Source organism: Streptomyces sp. NPDC002536, assembly GCF_053594995.1.
The window spans coordinates 30,979-48,060 of record NZ_JBSFWU010000035.1; the positions used below are offsets into that span (position 1 = coordinate 30,979).

General features: G+C 69.3%; 17 protein-coding genes and 1 pseudogene. 4 read left to right on the forward strand and 14 right to left on the reverse strand.

Going from position 1 to position 17,082, the window contains the following annotated elements; genetic code table 11:
- Positions 1 to 9 precede the first annotated feature (9 nt).
- The 10 genes from ACWD4B_RS15595 to ACWD4B_RS15640 form a co-directional block, all read right to left on the reverse strand.
- Positions 10 to 960, reverse strand: a complete 951-nt coding sequence (locus tag ACWD4B_RS15595; protein WP_451421225.1) for a hypothetical protein — start codon at positions 958 to 960, stop codon at positions 10 to 12.
- A 271-nt stretch (positions 961 to 1,231) separates the two neighbouring features.
- The gene (locus tag ACWD4B_RS15600; RefSeq protein WP_451421226.1) at positions 1,232 to 1,420 is read right to left on the reverse strand and encodes a hypothetical protein; all 189 of its coding nucleotides are present in this window, start codon (positions 1,418 to 1,420) and stop codon (positions 1,232 to 1,234) included.
- A gap of 99 nt (positions 1,421 to 1,519) precedes the next feature.
- Positions 1,520 to 2,413, reverse strand: a complete 894-nt coding sequence (locus tag ACWD4B_RS15605; protein WP_451421227.1) for a hypothetical protein — start codon at positions 2,411 to 2,413, stop codon at positions 1,520 to 1,522.
- A 159-nt stretch (positions 2,414 to 2,572) separates the two neighbouring features.
- Positions 2,573 to 3,616 (reverse strand): serine hydrolase domain-containing protein, encoded by a 1,044-nt coding sequence (locus ACWD4B_RS15610; protein WP_451421228.1) that lies wholly within the window; start codon positions 3,614 to 3,616, stop codon positions 2,573 to 2,575.
- An 84-nt stretch (positions 3,617 to 3,700) separates the two neighbouring features.
- A complete protein-coding gene (locus tag ACWD4B_RS15615) occupies positions 3,701 to 4,810 on the reverse strand; it encodes a glycosyltransferase family 4 protein (protein WP_451421229.1) in 1,110 nt (369 codons plus the stop codon).
- Entirely contained in the window at positions 4,807 to 5,343 is a 537-nt protein-coding gene (locus ACWD4B_RS15620) for a dCTP deaminase (RefSeq protein WP_451421230.1), read from the reverse strand. Before ACWD4B_RS15620 ends, ACWD4B_RS15615 begins: the two co-directional genes overlap by 4 nt.
- Positions 5,340 to 5,879 carry a dCTP deaminase gene (gene dcd / locus ACWD4B_RS15625; RefSeq protein WP_451421231.1) on the reverse strand — a complete coding sequence of 180 codons (540 nt, stop codon included), beginning with the start codon at positions 5,877 to 5,879 and terminating at the stop codon, positions 5,340 to 5,342. The genes ACWD4B_RS15620 and dcd overlap by 4 nt, the downstream gene beginning before the upstream one ends.
- A gap of 17 nt (positions 5,880 to 5,896) precedes the next feature.
- A complete protein-coding gene (locus ACWD4B_RS15630) occupies positions 5,897 to 7,120 on the reverse strand; it encodes a bifunctional metallophosphatase/5'-nucleotidase (RefSeq protein WP_451421232.1) in 1,224 nt (407 codons plus the stop codon).
- Positions 7,117 to 8,433: a UDP-N-acetylglucosamine 1-carboxyvinyltransferase gene (locus ACWD4B_RS15635; protein ID WP_451421250.1), complete on the reverse strand. Its 1,317-nt coding sequence runs from the start codon at positions 8,431 to 8,433 to the stop codon at positions 7,117 to 7,119. The genes ACWD4B_RS15630 and ACWD4B_RS15635 overlap by 4 nt, the downstream gene beginning before the upstream one ends.
- A gap of 198 nt (positions 8,434 to 8,631) precedes the next feature.
- Complete coding sequence (locus ACWD4B_RS15640; protein ID WP_451421233.1) at positions 8,632 to 9,111, reverse strand: ATP-binding protein; 480 nt, start codon at positions 9,109 to 9,111, stop codon at positions 8,632 to 8,634.
- Between the two features lie 264 nt (positions 9,112 to 9,375).
- Here ACWD4B_RS15640 and ACWD4B_RS15645 point away from each other — a divergent pair, with 264 nt between their 5' ends.
- Positions 9,376 to 10,239: a helix-turn-helix domain-containing protein gene (locus ACWD4B_RS15645; protein ID WP_451421234.1), complete on the forward strand. Its 864-nt coding sequence runs from the start codon at positions 9,376 to 9,378 to the stop codon at positions 10,237 to 10,239.
- On the forward strand, positions 10,236 to 10,466 hold the full coding sequence (locus ACWD4B_RS15650) for a DUF397 domain-containing protein (protein WP_451421235.1): 231 nt from the start codon (positions 10,236 to 10,238) through the stop codon (positions 10,464 to 10,466). Before ACWD4B_RS15645 ends, ACWD4B_RS15650 begins: the two co-directional genes overlap by 4 nt.
- A gap of 150 nt (positions 10,467 to 10,616) precedes the next feature.
- On the opposite strand, the gene ACWD4B_RS15655 is transcribed toward ACWD4B_RS15650, so the two are convergent.
- From ACWD4B_RS15655 to ACWD4B_RS15670, 4 genes are read right to left on the reverse strand one after another with little or no spacing between them, the layout of a single operon-like run.
- On the reverse strand, positions 10,617 to 11,114 hold the full coding sequence (locus ACWD4B_RS15655) for a hypothetical protein (RefSeq protein ID WP_451421236.1): 498 nt from the start codon (positions 11,112 to 11,114) through the stop codon (positions 10,617 to 10,619).
- Between the two features lie 2 nt (positions 11,115 to 11,116).
- Positions 11,117 to 13,333, reverse strand: coding sequence for a hypothetical protein (locus ACWD4B_RS15660; protein WP_451421237.1), 2,217 nt, complete (start codon positions 13,331 to 13,333; stop codon positions 11,117 to 11,119).
- Entirely contained in the window at positions 13,330 to 15,075 is a 1,746-nt protein-coding gene (locus ACWD4B_RS15665) for a hypothetical protein (protein WP_451421238.1), read from the reverse strand. The genes ACWD4B_RS15660 and ACWD4B_RS15665 overlap by 4 nt, the downstream gene beginning before the upstream one ends.
- Positions 15,069 to 16,517, reverse strand: coding sequence for a site-specific integrase (locus ACWD4B_RS15670; RefSeq protein ID WP_451421239.1), 1,449 nt, complete (start codon positions 16,515 to 16,517; stop codon positions 15,069 to 15,071). The genes ACWD4B_RS15665 and ACWD4B_RS15670 overlap by 7 nt, the downstream gene beginning before the upstream one ends.
- 100 nt (positions 16,518 to 16,617) lie before the next feature.
- On the opposite strand from ACWD4B_RS15670, the pseudogene ACWD4B_RS15675 reads away from it, so the two are divergent.
- Both ACWD4B_RS15675 and ACWD4B_RS15680 read left to right on the forward strand, forming a co-directional pair.
- Positions 16,618 to 16,749: pseudogene (locus tag ACWD4B_RS15675) on the forward strand (DUF4244 domain-containing protein); the annotation flags it as partial.
- Entirely contained in the window at positions 16,736 to 17,080 is a 345-nt protein-coding gene (locus ACWD4B_RS15680; protein WP_451421240.1) for a TadE family type IV pilus minor pilin, read from the forward strand. The pseudogene ACWD4B_RS15675 and the gene ACWD4B_RS15680, both read left to right, overlap by 14 nt.
- The last annotated feature ends 2 nt before the right edge of the window (positions 17,081 to 17,082 follow it).

The following is a 17,082-nucleotide window of genomic DNA, read 5'->3' on the forward strand; positions in this document are numbered from 1 at the left end:
CTCTGAGGGTCAGAAACTGTCTGGTCTCGCGAGCACCGCCTTCAGATAGAGGTCCAGAGTGCGAGGCCCGAGAAAGCGGCGGGGGACGTCCATGGCCAGCTTGGCGAGGTCCTCGACCTCGTAACGCACAGTCGTGGGTAGACCAGCTACCGCGGCCTCTTCTCCACTGGCCAGATGCAGTCCGCATATCCCGCAGAGAAGCCCTTCGACCCCGAGGTCCATCTCGAACAGCATCGATTCACTGGATGCCTTCAAGAACATCGCCGCAGCCTCGGTGTCACAGGCCGGGCAGCGTGTCAGGCCCTGAAAGAGGACCTCCGTCGGCCCCACCTCCACGACGATCAGGCCCCTTTGCGCGACCAGCTTGGCGAGATTCTCAACCGTCCCTTCGGGCATGTCCGCGAAGCGTGCTTGGGCTCTGAGCCCGGCTTGCTCCACGCGCAGGTGTACAGCCTTCTGCACCTGGTCGATTCTGTCGTCCAAGGTCACACGCACGACGCCGGACCAGGGCCCCCAAAACTCCTCCCGGCCCTGACCTAGGTGATCGAGCAGCCTGCAGATCGTCTCAACGAAGGGGCCCAGGTAGTCTTCCGGATCGCTGGTCATGAGATGAGCGACACCGTTGCGTAGCTCGATGAGGGTGTCCAGATCAGCCCCGGACGGCGGCAGCACCTTCATCGTCCGTAACCGTGCGATTGCAGGTTTTGCCCCGATAGTGCGTAGTTTGCTGGGCATCTCGGTGGCCCCGGCAAGATGAAGCAGGACATCGTCTCTGCCCGACATCTCGACGAGGAGCGTCGGGTGGACACGCACGAGCACCGCCTTTGCCAGGCGCTCGACGCTGACGCCGGCCTCAAGGAGGAAGAGTTCCATCTGCTCCCGCGCGTGCGCATCCATAGCGAGGTGCGCGAAGTGCTGCGCCCCGAGTAACAGACGCTCGAACGTAACTGGCGACTCCATGCACGGACCATAGGGCAGCCAACTCGGTCCTTGCCCGTGTTTTTGCCGCCCGCGCGTAGTCAGCTGTGATCCCTCAAGTTCCCGCTCGCTGCGGCCAACTGACCCCTATCGGCCTTGCAGGTTCCCCATCGCTACGAACCTCAGCGAGGGCAGCGGTTTCCTCCGGGGAGCAGGTGACGGCGGAGGCCGCGATCATCTCCCGCGCGGTCGGCGCGGGCCTGGGTGGCTCCGACGAGGTTGGAGCCACCCAGGTGTGCCGAGCGGGGTGCGGTTACTTGTTCTGCTGGTAGAACAGCCAGGTGACGGTGGCGATCATGGCTTCCCCGAGGGCGGTGGGCGTGCTGCTGATGCCGTAGGCCGCTCCGTAGCCGGCCACGTATCCGGTGGCCAGCGCCAGCAGGATGATGCGCGGCCGGTCCGGCCCGTCGCCCTGGGTGGCACGGGCCTGCATACTGGACATGGTTGCCCTCCTGATGTGAATCGGGTGTGTGATCATCCGCCGGCCCCCGGTGTTGCTGTGAGAGGTTGCGCTCAGGGGTCGGCGGAAGCGTGTGCGGCGCTACTCCAGCTCGGGAGGCTGGTTCTCGACGCGCCGACGGACGACAGGAATCTCCCGAGCCCGTCTCCGTGTCTCCCGGTCCTCGTAGTGCTTCAATTTCGTGGGAGAGACGTAGTACGGGCCACGCGGGCTGCGGCTGTCGTTTTCCCCTGCGAGCAGTTGAGTGACGGCGGCCATCTCGCCTTCCAGGTGAGCGATGCGCTCTTCAAGTCGGGCGATTACCCCTGACGGGGGCGACGGTTCGGCCTGAGTTGCCGCGAGTCGACCGGTGAGTGGACGTGCCGCCTCGTTCTGCACGGACGACTTCACGTCGAGGGACGGGCCATACGACACCTTGTCCCAGAACTGGGCTTCCAGTTCCCTCCGGTCGCCGACGGACGCAGCCGCTTCCTTGATCCGCTGCATGTCTGCCGCCGTCAGTGTCACGCTCGCCTCGGTGTTCGTGAGAGGCGTGTTGGCCAATTCGCGCAGATGCGCAACGAGTTCTGTGCTGGTGATCTCGTCGGTGGCGAGAGCGTGGATTGTCCGCCGGGCCGTGTGTTTCCGGGCCAGGGTCGCCACCCGGTCCCAAGAGTCTTCCAGCACTTCGAGCGCTCGTACTTCCTTGGGCTCCTTCGGGGAGCGGCCTTCCCGACGGCGGGCGGCGGTGGTGATCGCCGATGAGTACCGGCTGTGAGCGGTGGATTTCGTGACGCCGAGCTCTTGTCCGATGGCTTCCCAGGACGTGTTCAGGGCTCGCTCCGCAACGACGGCTTGTTGCAGGAGGGCGTCCGCCAGTTCGTACAGTTTGTGGGCTTCTGCGACGAGCTCCGCCGGACGTGTCTGACGTGCAGCGTCGACCCGCTTCCGCGCAGCCGCCGAGCTGCCGTCGCTGTTCTGGGTCGCTGAAGTCATGATCAGAAGGGTGCACCAGAACGAATCGTCCGTCAAGCCGAACATATCGTTCGGTGTTGAAGACGTCCCGCGTTACGGCAACGCGTTACGGAGACACCAGCCGAGAAGCTGTGCTCAGCGCCACGCGCTTCATGGTGGCGAGTGGAGCCTTCGGAGACGTCAGCCAAAGACCAGGCGGCGGTACGCGTTGCGGATGTCCGTGAGGGGCTGACGATCGCGGGTGTAGTAGAGCTTGTTCGTCAGCAGCACGGCCCAGGCCCCCTGCTTGGGGGAGATCCACATGCCGGTGCCGGTGAAGCCGTAGTGGACGTAGGTGCGGTCCGCGGGGTCAGTGCCGGGGGCGGGATGCCAGAAGAGGCCGCGTACGGGCTCCAGGGCTCCTGTCTGGACGGTCAGGGACTCCTCGACCCAGTTCGGCCCGAACCCGGGTGCCGCGGGGGCGGTGGCGGGGTCGAGCATGTACCGCAGGAAGCGGGCGAGGTCGTCGAGGACGGAGAACGTTCCGGCGATGCCGCAGACGCCGCCGAGGAGGCGGGCGGAGAAGTCGTGGGCGGTGCCCTTGAGATGGCGGCCGGTGTCTTCGTCGAGCTCGGTGGGGGCACAGCGGGTGGCCGGGTCGGCCGGGAGCGGTCCGAAGCGGGTGTTGGCCATGCCGAGCGGCTGCCAGATGCGGGTGTGGGCGAGCTGGTCGAGCCTCTGGCCGGAGAGGTGTTCGGCGAGGTAGCCGAGGATGAGGGCGGCCCGGTCGGTGTACTCGACGGCTTCGCCGGGCGGCCGGTGCAGGGCCTCGTGCAGGACGCCCGCGCGGATGGCGGCGGGGTCGGTGCCGTAGAGGTTCTTCAGCTGGGCCCGCAGCGGAACACCGGCGGTGTGGGTCAGCAACTGCCGAGCGGTGGCCTGGCCGAGCGGGTGGCCGGCGACTTCGGTCCAGAAGCCTTCAAGGGGCTCGTCGAGGGGGAGGGCGCCGTCTTCCCAGAGGGCGCCGATGGTGGACCAGACGGCGAGGATCTTGGTGAGGCTGGCGACGTCGAAGACCGTGTCCGGCCGCATGGGGACGTCCGGCTCGGCGGGATCGAGGGCGCCGGCGGTGCCTCCGGCCTTCATGCCTGCGGCGTCGCCGATGGCCCACACCGCACCGGGGTAGACCTGGTCGCGGACGCCGTCCGCCACGAGCTGCTTGATCCGGTCGGTGCGGTCTTCCATGAACATCTCCGATGTCGTGGTGCGGGCCCGGCTCGTCAGCGTAGTGACGTGGCCAGGCCCGGCGGGGGAACGTGGCGGGAGGCGTCAGCTGATCCGGTGGCCGAGTTCGGACAGGGCCTTGGCGGTGGCGCTGAGCGGGTAGCGGGCCGCGTTGGCCCGCCCGGCCTGCCGCAGGGCCGCCAGCAGCCCCGGGGTGGTGCGGAGCTGGTCGACGTCGCGGGCGAGAGCTGCGGGGCGGGTGAAGTCGGTGCTGGTGCCGGAGACGGCGAGCGTCTCGGCCAGGCCGGGGACGGGCTGGTAGAGCACGGGCAGGCCGCAGGCTTGGGCCTCAAGGGCGACCAGACCCATGGCTTCGAGGATGGTGGACGGCATGACGAGCAGGTCGTGGTCGGCGAAGGCCCGCCACAGCTGCGGTCGGCGGAGCCAGCCGAGGTAGCGGACCTTGACCCCGGACCGCCGTATGACGCGGGCGAGGGTATGGAACTGATCCTGCGGGGCGGCGATGCTCAGCTCGACGCCGGTGACGGCCGCGAGAGCCCACAGCAGGTTCTCCGCCCCCTTCTCCGGGGTGAGCCGCCCGGCGAACAGCAGCCGGAACGGGCCGCCGGACGCCCGGGGCGATCTGCGTGGCGGACGGTGGATGAGCCGGTCAGGGACGCCCCAGGGGATGTGGGTGACCTTCGTGCGGTCGGCGGCGGGAGCGGTCCGCAGGAGCCGGTCGGCCATGGCCGGTGTCGGCACGACGATGGCGTCGGCGAGCCGGACGGTGTCGGTCAGGACCTGGTGCTGGTCGCGGTGAGCTTCGGCGAACAGCAGATCGGTGCCGTGCACCAGCGCGATCCGCGGATGCTCGGGCAGGGCCCGGATCAGCGCGGGGGTGGCGCCGAAGGCCAGGTGCTGGAGGTGCAGGACGCCGACCTCGTCCGGGTCGATGGCCTCGGTCAGGGCCCGCTCGAGGGCGGCGACGTAGCGATGGAAGGCCGGGCCGTCCAGGCACTTGCCGACGACCGGCAGCAGGCCGAGCCCGGTGGGCCGCCGGGGGCGGCGGCCGAGAGGGGCCAGCATGAAGGGCCGGGCCGGGACCAGCGGGGCGGGGCCGGTGTAGAGGTCGAGGAAAAGCTCGACGCTGCCGCCGGGGCTGCCAGCGGGCAGGTCGAGGACGGTGGCCACCAGCGGGCCGGGGGCGGTGGTCATCGAGGGCCTCCGGCGAGCTCGGTGTAGAGGCGGGAGATGTCGATGCCCTCGGTGGCCGCGTACTTCGACTCGGGCCGCTGGTAGCTGGCGCGGTCGCCCGCGGTGGCGAGGAAGATGAGCTTGCCGAAGGTCATCTTCGGGTAGACCCGCACCGGTTTGGCGGCGCGGATCTCCAGGGTCCAGCGGATGGCGTGTCCGACGTGGCCCAGTGGCGCGGAGACGTGCACCCAGATGCCCAGCGAGCCGGTGGTGCGGTCGCCGTTGAGCATCTGCGCGTACGTCTCCGAGCCGGTCCGCTCGTACGTCATCCCGAGGTAGAGCACTCCGGGCTCGAGCACGGTCCCGGCGGCCGGGATGGTGGCTTCGGTGAAGGCGGTGGGGCGGGCGGCGTCGAGGTCGCCGTCGCAGATCCGTAAGGTCTCGCCCAGGCGCCAGTCGTACGCGTTCGGGGAGAGCCGGTCCGCCTCGAAGGGGTCGATGCTGATCTCGCGCGCGGCGACGGCCGCGGCGATGGCGGGTCCGGTGAGGATCATGAGGCCGCCGCCTGGGCCGGGATCAGGTCCTGCCAGGCCCGGGAGGGCTGGGGGCCGAGGGAGCCCTGGTACTTGCCCGCGTAGAGGTCCACGGCTCCGGTGGCCACGAAGAACATGACCTGTCCGATCTCCATCCCCGCGTACACGCGCAAAGGGCGGACGGGGGTGAGCATCAAGGTCCACTGGCCGTGGAAGCCGATGTCGCCGATCGGGGCGGTGATCTCGACGAACAGGCCGAGCCGGCCGACGCTGGAGCGGCCGAACAGCAGCGGCACGAACAGGTCGGAGCCGATCTGCTCGAAGGTGTGGCCGAGGTAGAGCTCGCCGGGCTCAAGAACGTAGCCGTCGCCTCCGATGGTGATCGTCGTGGTGGGGTTGGGGCGGTGGGCGTCGATGACGGGTGCGGTGTAGGTGGCCAGGGTGGTGCCGAGGCGGACGTTGTAGCTGTTCGGGTTGACCTGGTCCGCGTCGAAGGGGTCGATCCGCAGCCGCCCGTCCAAGGCGGCAGCGGTGATCTCGGGTCCGGTCAGGATCACGGCAAGGGGCCTTTCGCTCACTGGAAGGTGGAGGGGGAACCCGTCAGGACGTGGCGGACGGCCTGGCCCAGGGACATCCCGGCCCGGCGGGTGTGGTCGCCGAGGAAGTTGCCCGCCAGGAAGTCCGTGGTCAGCACGGTGCGAAGCCCGGTCGGCAGCGGGTCCGGTGCGGTGACGAGCGGGCCGACCCTCGCGGTCAGGTAGGCGGTCAAGCCGCCGGGATCGTGGAGGTAGGCGCCGGGGATACGCGCATAGGCGAGCTGGTTGGCGAACGGCTCGATGGCCAGCAGATCCCCGAAGGTCAGCACCATGCCCAGTTGCCGGGGCCGCAGCACGGTGTCGTTGAGGATCACCGCGTCGGCCCCCAGCCCGCTCCGGAGCCGCAGAGCGACCTCGGCCAGGATCTGGTGCCGGTCGGGCACCGTTCCGCGGTGGGCATCGGCGGTGAGCCCCAGCGGGGCGGTCAGCTTCTCGCGCACGGCGCTGATCTGCCGGGCGACGGGGACCAGATCGTGTGGGACGGTGCCCGTGCCGGTGGGGAAGGTGCAGGTGTGGGCGGCCCAGCCGGCGCCGACCGGTTCGGCCAGCGCGTATCCGGCGCCGAGCTCGCCGCCCTTGACGACGAGGGTGTCGCCGACCGGCTCGGGCGCGTAGTGGTCGCTGTGGCAGTGCCCGGCGAAGATGATGTCCAGGAACGGGCACTCGGCGGCCAGGGCCAGGTCCTGCTCGAAGCCGGAGTGCGACAGCAGCATCCAGGCGTCGGCCTCGTGGTGATGAGCCAGCATCAGCTCCCGTAGAGCACGCACCGGATCGGTGACCCGCTGCCCCTGGCGCTGGTGGGCGGGGATGTCCAGGAAGGCGTCCGGGCCGATGACGGCGGTGACGGCCACGCGCCGACCGCCGATGCGGAAGGTCCGCAGGCGGCGGAAGAGCGGCTGCCCGCTGGCGTCATCGACGGCGTTCGCGCAGACCGTCAGCGGGCGGAGGCCGGGCTCGAAATGGTGGGGCCAGCCGTGGTTGCCGGGGGCGAGCACGTCGTAGAGCCCGGCGAGCACGGCCCGTTCGATGGCACCGCCCGCGAGCCGGTAGTAGCCGCTGCCCTCGAAGAAGTCGCCGCAGTCCGCGATCAACGACGTGGGCCGGGCCTGGTGGAGGCGGGCGAGCATGCCGTCGGCCCGATCGAAGGCGGAGTGGAAGTCGGTCGTGGCCACGATTCGCTCCAGCACGCGTACGGACGTCATGGGGCGACCTCGGCGATGCCGGCGCCCAGCGCGCGGAGCTTGCCGGGCAGGTCCGCGTGCCCCCGTCGCAGTTGGTCCAGGTTGGTCAGCGTGGTGACGCCCCGGGCGGTGAGGGCGGCGATCAGCAGCGCGGAGCCGGTGCGGATGTCGGCGGCCTCCACCATGGCGCCGGTCAGCCGCTGCGGGCCGGTCAGGCGGCACTGGGTCGGGGACAGCTCGTCGATGTGGGCGCCGAGCCGGGCGAACTGCGGCAGGAGGTTGCCGTGGCGGCCGGGGTTGATGGAGTCGCCGAACAAGTGGGTGCCCGGCAGGCCCAGCGCGAGGGCCATCAGTGCGGGTTCGAAGTCGGCGTCCAGGCCGTTCGGGGCGAGGGAGGCGATCGCCCGCAGCGGGCGGCCGGTCAGCTGGGTGGCGGGGTGCACGCCGATGGCGTCGGGGGCGACGGCGACCGGGATGCCGGCCCGGGTGAGTAAGTCGGCCAGCAGCCGGACGTCCGGACCGCGCAGGCCCTCGATCCGCCCGGTACCGCCGGTGGCCGCGATGGCACAGGCCAGGGTGCCCGCCTCGATCTTGTCACCGGGTACCCACCAGTTAAGGCTGCCGCCCGTGCTGTCCGTCGGCGGGCCGAGGGTGATCTTCTCCTCGCTGGCGTGAGCGTCCCAGCCCGCTTCCTGGAGGGAGGCCAGGAGGGTGGTCGTCTCAGGGGAGAGGTTCGGGTTGCCCAGGATCAGGCGGCATTCGGCGACGACAGCCCGGAGCACGGCGGCGATGCTCGCCCCGCGTGAGCGGAAAGGGAGGTCGAGTTTGACCGTGCCGAGCCTCCGGCTGGACGCGGCGACGGTGTAGTGCTGATCGTCGCGCTGCACGGTGTCGCCGAAGGCCTCGTACACCCGCAAGTGCTCGTCCATGCCCCGGTCACCGACCCGGCAGCCCCCGGGCCACGGCAGCCGCGCGGAGCCGTGCACGGCCAGGAGGGCGGGCACCAGGTAGTAGGAGGCCCGGATGCGGGCGGCGTCGGCCAGGTCCGGGGCATCCGGGCCGAAGGTGCCGGGCCACAGGATCAGGCTGCCGGGTTCGCCGACCGGATAGGAGACGCGGAAGCCGGTCTGCTGGAGCAGGGCCAGCATCTGCTGGACGTCCGCGCTCGCGGGCACGTTGCTGAGCTTGACGTGGCGTCCGGTGGCCGCGGCGGCGGCCAGCAGGGGCAGGCAGGCGTTCTTCGATCCGTCCACCGCGACGACGCCGGTCAGCGGGCCGCCGGGCCGGACCGTCAGCGCGTGGGGGACGAGTGCGGCAGGGACGGTTGCGGGCAGTGCGGTCACCGAGCCTCCATGGCCGAGAGGGAATGCCGGGATGTCCTGGGGCGGGCCCGGCCCCTGGGGGCCGGGCCCGCCGACGGCGCCGTCTCGGGGAGGAGACAACGGCGCCTGCCGCACCCCTGGGCAGGGCAGGGTGCGGCTCGGCGGGCGGCGACGCCTCTGCGGGAACATGCCGCCGCCCGCCGACGTGCACTACAGCGGCAGCAGGACCGTGACGGTCTTGCCGCCCCCGTCCGGATCACGGGGGATGCTGGTTCTGCCGCCCGCCCCCGTGGCCAGGGCCTCGACCAGACGCAGGCCCCAGCCCCCGCTGCCGTCGAGGTGCGGAGTCTCCGGCCGACGGGGCATCCGCGGATCGCGGTCGTGGACCGCGACCATCAGGTGCCGTCGGTCCATGCCGAGGTGGACGTCCGCCCGGGAGGAGACTTCGGCGGCATGCCGGACGGTGTTGGTGACCAGCTCGCTGACGGCGAGCACAGCGGTCTCCACCACGGCGGCCTCGGGCCGCAGTCCCCACAGACCGAGCTGGGCGGCGACTTCGCGGCGGGCGGCCGGCACGGCACCCGGGAGGGTCGGGACGGAGAAGTGCAGCGAGCGGTCTATCACCGCCGCCGGGGCGCCGTCGGCTTCGTCCTTCGGTCGTTCGCGCCGTTGGCCTGGCACCGCGTGCATGACCGGGGCTCCTTCCGTCCGAGGCGGAATCCGCGCGCACGCCAGCCACCGACGATCAGCGACAGCCGGGCTACGGATCGTGAAGCGCCCTCAGAATGGCCCCGTGCACTTCTCTCACGCAAGTGCGTGGAACAAGTGGGCATATGCCTGCCCTCGTGAACACTGCCTGGCGTCAAACGCCCGTCCGGCGGTAGGAGTTGGCAGTGCTGGGGCACACTTGCGTACGGCAACCTGCCGCACGCGGGGGCGCGTCAAGGAGGGGTGATGGCCACGGCCAGCGGACCAACCGTACGCAAGCGTCAGCTCGGAGCCGAGCTGCGGAGGCTGCGCGAGAGCGCGGGCAAGAGGATCGAGGACGTCGCGGCACATCTGGAGTGCTCGATGTCGAAGATCAGCAGAGTGGAGACCGGACAGGCCCCGATCAAGGCCCGGGACGTGCGCGACCTCCTCGCCTGGTTCGGCGTCGAGGACCCCGCTCAGGTGGAGGCCGTGATGCAGATCCACAAGGATGCCCAGCAGCAGGGCTGGTGGGCCCACTACGAGGAAGTCCTGCCGTCCGGCATGGCCACGTACGCCGGGCTGGAGTCCGACGCGGTCGCCCTGCGCGCCTACGAGCCGATATTCGTCCACGGGCTGCTGCAGACCGAGGACTACGCGAGAGCCGTGATCGCGGCGGTGCGGCCGGGCGAGCCCGAGGAGGTCGAGCGGCTGGTCCGCTTCCGCATGCAGCGGCAGGATCTGCTGATCCGCAAGCCCGATCCGCTGGAGCTGTGGGTGGTCGTCGAGGAAGCCGCCCTGCGGCGGCCGGTCGGCGGGAAGGAGGTGATGGCGGCCCAGATCATGCACCTCATCCATGCCGCCGCCCTGCCGAACGTGACGATCCAGGTGATGCCGACCGCCAAGGGCGCCCACGCGGCCATGGCCGGGACGTTCGCGCTGCTGGAGTTCGGCACGAAGGCGCCGACCGTGGTCTACGTCGATTCGATCGCCGGAAACGTGTACCTGGAGAAGGAACGTGATGTCCGCAAGTTCATCCAGACCTTCGACCTCGTACGAGCCGCGGGGCCTGATCCGCAGGAGACCCCCGCCATTCTGGAGAACATCGCAAGGGAGATGCAGAAGACATGAGCACGAACGACAGGCAGTCGGCTCACGAGGTTGACCTGAGCGGCGCCTGCTGGCGCAAGAGCAGTCACAGCTCCGGCAACGGAGCGTGCGTCGAAGTCGCCGAGGCCGGTGGCATCGTCGCCGTCCGGGACTCCAAGGACAGCAGCGGTCCCGCCTTGCGGTTCCGGCCCGACGCGTGGGCCTCCTTCCTCGGCGGTGCAGCCGAGGAAGGAGCCACCCGCATCTGACCGGCACAGGTCTGCCGGCGGCGGTGAAGAAGGGCCGGTCCGAACGAGACACAGTCGCTCGGACCGGTCATCAGGAATCAACTCTGCCCCGCCGGACCGATCGGCAACCGCAGACAAGCCCCGGCACAGCAGGATCGGCTGGCGGCAACGTCAGCTGCACGACCCGTACGGCGCCGAGCCGCGTCGGGGCGACGGAAGCTGGCGGACGTTGCCGCCCCCGGCGGCCTGCTTACGCAGACGCTCGATCTCGTCGTGCTGGGCGGCCAGCCGGGAGATCGCCTGCGTCCGGAAGGCGATCAGCTTCGCCAGTTCCTCGTCCCGGTCGGCGACGCGCTTCTTCAGCTCGGCGTTCTCCGCCTTCAGCCGCTCGATCTGCGCGGCCCGAGGGTCGACGATCTCGCCGGCGTCCTGGAGGGCCCGCAGCCGCCGCTCGAACTCCTCGGCCAAGTGCTGGTACGGGCCGGGCCGCTCGGTGCCGTCCCGGTTCTTCTTCGGGTAGAAGCCGGTGCGGGTCACCCCCGCTTCGGCGGCCAGCGTCTTCAGGTCGCACTTGCCGCCGGGCGGCAGTTCGCCCCGCAGCAGCCGGTCCATCGCGGCACGGATCGCCTGCTTGTTGCGGGCCCGCGTGTCTTCGCTGATCCGCGGCATTGTCAGCCTTCTCCTTGCGTCATACCGGCGGCCGCCGTGATCCCGTCCACCACTCGCTGAGCGCGCTCCAGCTCCGGCTTGAGACGGGCTTTCTCACCCTTGGGAAACCGGGGGTTGCCCAGGAACGAGCGGGTTACTTCGGCCTGACTCTTCCATACCGGCAGATGACAGGGGTGGTGGGTAGCCTGCGGGCAGCGCGCGGCATCGCACATCCCGGCCAGCGGCTTCTTCGCTGCGGGAGTACCTGCCAGCTTCAGGCACAGGGCCTTGGAGGGGTCCCGGAACCAGCAGTAGTTCGCGGCCTGGACGTGGAGGTGCTGGGCCTGCTTGCGCAGCAGGTTCTCCAGGCGCCGTTCCGAGTCCAGCACGGATGCGGCGCCGGGGGCGTGGTCTTTGAGCTCGGCGTCGATGTGCTCGAAGGCGGCGATCAGGTCGCGGGCACCCGGTCCAGAGGGCAGCCGGCCCGCCCGGTAGTCCTCGTAGGCGTCGGCTGTGAGCTGGAGGTGGTGTTCCTTCTCGGCCTTGGTCGCCTCGGCCAAAAGGGCGGCCTGGGAGCCACCGGGCCGGGCCGCATAGCCCTCGGTGGTCACGACCGAGAGGTGCTTGAGATGGATCTTGGCGGCGAGCAGGCCACCGGGCCGGTGGGCCAGCGCGAGAGAGACCGTGCGGCGGAGCATCCGGCCGTTGACCGGGCCCGACGGGATCGGCGTCAGTCCGAGCCGCTGACCCTCGGTCCCGTTGACCCATTCGCGGAAGCGCTGGTAGGCGTAGTCGATCGCACTCACGGGGAAGACACGTCCGTCGTCCGCCGCCTTGTTCAGCTGTGAGGCCAGCTGGACCGCACGGTAGGCCGGTTCCAGCACCACCCACTCGTCCGCGACTCCGCCGAGTTCTCGCTGCTTGATCACGCGGCTTGCCAGACGGTATCTCGTGGTGCCGCCGGGCACGGTGGCGGGCGGCAGGGTGGACTCGTGCGTGAGTTCGTCCAGCTCGCTGGCCCGCATGCCGCTGAGCGCGGCGACGAGCAGGCGGCAGGCCGCCAGCACGACGAACACCAGGTGCCGGAGCGTCGCCCGTGAGATCGGCAGCGTCCACGGCACGAGCACTTGGGGGTCATCGTGACGTGGGACGAGGCTGGCACTGCGGCCGAGTTCCTCCATGATCCCGACCTGGGCCACTGCCGCCTCCCACTCGGGACGTATCTGCTCAAGCTGGCGAGTGGACAGCAGGAAGCCGTACGAGGCCCGCTGGCTGACGTGACTGGTGTTGACCTCCAGCAGCGGGTCCTTCGGGTCCCACCCCCGGCCGATCCGCTTCTTGATGTGGTTTTCTTCGAGCCGGGTGAAGGGCACGTTCTCCCGCACGTGCCAGTCCAGGACCTCCAGCAGGAGGGCCTGGGAACGCGCCGAGAGCTGTTTGAGCTGGCTCACGGGCTTGCTGTACTTCTGGAGCTCTTCGAACATGAGCTTTTGCTCAGCGGCCACGAGGGGCCCGAGCGTTTCCACGATGTAGAGCGCGGCGGCCACAGCGGGCTGGAACACCTCGTCGGGGACCGGCGGTGTGGTGTTCCCCTCCGTCCAGCGTTTGGCCGCTACCTCGGAGGCCGTCCGCCCTGCCCAGGGGGTGAAGCCGGGCGCGTACGCGTCGGCGGTGAACAGTTCGCCGTAGCGGGCCATTGCCTGGACCGGTCGGATCACATTCACCAATGCCCCTGGCGTGAGCGGTGTGGTGTTCTGCGACGGGTGGCGGGTCCGCATCGAACGGACCTCTTTGTAGGCGTCGCAGTGCTCCTGCATGACCTCTGCCAGGTTTTCGATGCCCTGAGCTGTCAGGAAGTTCAGCCAGCGGCTCGCTTCCAAGACCATCAGGTTGCAGGACTGGGGCTTGAACGGGTCCCGGAGAGCGTTGGGCAGGGAGAGGACCTTCTCGTGGTGAGGGGCGGCCAGCGCGAAGATGTACTCCTTGGCCGTCAGTCTCCACCGCGGGTTGGTGATGGCGCCGAAGTCCCACCGTTTGCTGCTCGTCCGCATGGTCCTGGGAACCTTGGCCAAGCCGGTCATGTCCCAGAGGTCCTCGTCGAACCGGGGGCGGACACTACCCGGCAGGACGTCCCAGCCCGCCGCCTCACACACGTCCACGCCGGCGAACGGTGACCGGGAGGCGAGCGAGGCGGGAATCGGTCCTGTGGCGGTGTGCAGGATGCGGGCGGGGGCGTTCACTGGGTTCCTTCCTCGGGACGCAGAGGCAGTTCGGCGTCGGTATCGGCGACCTCACTGGCCGCCTGGTCCAGGGCGCTGGCGGGGAAGCGGGGCAGGATGTCGTGGTCGAGCCGATCGGCGTACGGGCCGAAGACCGCGAGGAACTGCTCGGTGGTCATCTGCCGGGACTGGCGTGCGAAGTACGCCTTCAGCCGCAGCAGGTTCGGCGCGTGACGGGGCAGGAAGACCGCCAGGGGACACAGCAGGCACACCCATGGTCTGGCGGGGCAGGGTTTGCCCGCCGGGCCGTGCAGTCCGGCCAGCTGGTTCGCGCACGAGGCGGTGAACACGTCCATCTCGCCGCTGAGCAGATCGGCCATCGCTCCGTGATCAAGGCCCAGGCGGGCGGCGGCCTGCGGCTGCTGTGCCACGAACTCGGCGGCTTCCTCCTCGGTGAGCAGGACTGGTGGCCGCGCTCGACGCAGAACGTCCGCCTGAGCGTCTTCGATGATCGACTCCACCGCGTCCGCCTGGGCCGGGGTAACCGCCGATACGTAGTGGTCGCCCTCAACGCGGGCGGTGTGGTTGGGGTCGATGGTCGTCCGGCCGGTCCATCCCCGGCGCGCGAGCGAGTGGTGGTAGGTCGTGCGTATTCGCCCCGCGTGCAGCAGCAGCGGCTCACCGGCATCGGTCCGGAGGCCGAGCGTCATGGCCAGACGCCGCCGGGGCCGGACGCCGCTGCCAGGCACATCGAGGGGTGAGAGGACGGCGAGCTGTCCTTCAGGCAGGCTTTCGTGGCCCTTCACGTCACGGAAGACCCACAAGGCGTCTGCCGACTCCTTCGGTGTGAACCGCCGTAGCTGGGCCGATAGTTCCATCCACCGGTCCAGCAGGCGCACGGCGCGAGACGGCAGGCTTACCGACTCCGGACCACGGCGCCGCTTGACGTAGTTCATCAGCACCGTCCGGTCCCCGGCCCAGGTGAAGTCGTCCACGCCGAGGTCCCGGATGCCGTCCGGGACCACGCCGCAGTAGACGCCGAACAGGCTCCGGACGGCGTGCACAGCGAAGACCGGGGGATACAGCGCGTCACGAATGGCATCGAATTCCGCCCCCCACCCACGGAATACGTCCGGCGATGCCCCCAGCACGCTTGCCGCTTTCACGCGGGTTATCGGCCCGTGTTCGTACATCAGCCAGGCCAGAGTCCTACGACTCAGGGCGCGTGGCGCAGCATCCTCGGGGCCGAGCTGGGCGAGAGCAACGGCTTCCCGGTGGTCGGAGAGCATCTGCTGCACAAGCGCGCGCAGGCCCGATTCGATGGCCCGCCACTCGGACTCGCTGTAGGGCTCAAGCGGCTTGGTGATCGGCCTCCGCTTGACGGGCTTCCCATCGACGTAGGCCCGAAGTTCCTCGTCAACGATGGCGCCGCAGCCCTTGAGCAGCATCCGGGACATCATGACCTTCTCGCCGGCAACCGACAGCCAGTACGGCAGCATGTGGCTCTTGCGTAGGTCGGCAACTCCGCCCTGAAAGCCGGCTTCGGTCAGACTGGCGACCATCCGGCGCAGCGTTGAGGCGTATCGGACGGCGGTATTGCGCCGCGTCACGTTGCCGAGCGGATGCACCAGTTGCACGAGGCCGGACGCGAGCTCGGCGGCAAGTCTCGGGTTCGTCGTCTTGCTGAGGTCCGCCGTCCAATTCGACCCGTCAGGGAATGAGAATCTGACCTGCAACGGGTCGAGATCGAGGAGAGCTACCATTCCGCACCCTGCTCACCATCGAACTCGGCAGCTGCTTCGAGAGCAGCCAGTCCGCTCTCCTGGCCGACTTCGGTGTACAGGCTCTTGTAGATGCGCTGTACGTCCAGGCGCTGCACATAAATTTCCGTCGTGGTCACACTCGAATGTCCCAGCAAATCGCGCAGGACGAGCAGAGGTTCTGCTTTCGTCAGGTACAGGGCGAGTGCGGCGTCTTCGTCGGTGTCGGAGATCAGGGCAGCGGCTCGCTGATAGTGGCCCTTGACGAGCATTTCCAACGTTTGCATGGCCATTGTGTGCCGCAGCGTATGGGAGGTGACAGTCGGAAATCGGGGCTCGAAGTCTCGACGGATCCGTTGCGAGGTCCTGCGAAACGTCGTCGTCCAGTCGGTGAACGGGGTCCCATCCGATTGCAGTGCGACGATCGCGGGGCCGCCCTCCGGTGTCACCAGGCGCAGTCGTTCGTTGAGGGTCAGCCGCCGCCAGGACACACGGCGGCCATTGACCCGACCGCCCTCCCAGTCAGGATCGGTTACGAGCAACGGTTCCCCGAGCCGGGGATCGGGCCTGTAGGTGCGGCCCTCCGTCAGCGCCACTCGGTCAAGCTCGATGTACTGCCAGATCTCCGTCAGGGCCTCATAGCTCGCCCATGTCTCCCGGGGCTTCTTACCCTTGGTGATCTGTGCCGACAACGGGAAACGGATCGGAACCTCAGTGGGCCGCGCCGGGACCGGAGGCAATTCATACGTCAGGAGGTGAGTGAACTCCTGCGCGCGGGGGCCGCTGGATATGACGAGCTTGCCCATGGCCGCATTTCTGCCGAGGTGATGTCCGCGGAAATCGTCGGGGTCGCCATCAGGCCGAAGGCCCGCCAGGCCCTTCACGAACATGTCGGAGAAGTCCGGCTCCAAGTACTTCAACGTCACATGACGTTTCGCTCGCCGCAGTGTCGCGGTGTTCCGCTTCGTCATCTGTACGCCGGCCTCGGTGTACCTCCGGGCCATGGCGTAGTTGAACGGGACCACGTCGCAGTGCCCTTCGGCTGCGGCCCACTCATAGAAGCGTGCGGTCGTGTTGATGTTCTGGTTCCAGGTGCTCTCGTCCCACCGGTCCGCCAGCGGACCTGACAGTCGGTGCTCGGCGAAGCCGCTGAGTGCCGAGCGGAGCTGGTCCCTGGGTCCGAAGGGATGGATCCCGGCGGTAGCCAGGAACTCGAACCAGCTCTTCAGGGCCTGCGCGTACGCCTTCCAAGTTCGAGGCGACGGGGCCCCGCTGACCGGCAGCTCGCGCAGCCAGAGGTTCGCAGTCGCGGCGGGCCGCGGCCTCCCGTGGTCTTCGAAGCAGAGGTCGTCGTCGATCAGGATCGGCATGCCCTCGGGGATCAACGGGCGCTGGGCCATGCCCCATGTCTCCCAGTCCGTCCGGGAGAAGAAGATCAAGTGCATGGTCGAACACTAGGTATGAGACACGATCAAGTGCAAGAGATATTTGGCCACTCGATGAAGGGTGGCTGACCGAATGAGACTCGATAACTAAGCAAGGATTACGGCCGAGTACGCCGTGGGAACGCTGGCAGCGTGTGCGCTGGCGGCAGTGCTCTACAAGGTGGTGACGAGTGGGGCGGTCAGCTCCGCCCTGCAGTCGCTGATCGGCAAGGCGCTCCATGCGCCGTTCTGACGGCGGCTATGTGACGGCGGAGGCCGCCGTGGTGCTGCCGACCCTGGTGCTGTTCGGCATGGCTCTGCTCTGGGGGTTGATGGCTGCCGCCGCACAGATCCAGTGTGTGGATGCGGCCAGGGCGGGGGCCAGGTCCGCGGCCCGGTCCGATCCGTCGTCCGCGGCCGTCGCGGCGGCCAGGTCGGCCGCACCGGCGGGGGCCCGCATCGGGGTGGAGCGCCGGGGTGATCTGGTGCGGGTCCGGGTCGAGGCCCGGGCGGCCGGCCCCGGTCCGCTGGCGGTCCGGGTGAGCGGGGAGGCGGTGGCCCTTGCGGAGGAGACGGTTCGGTGACC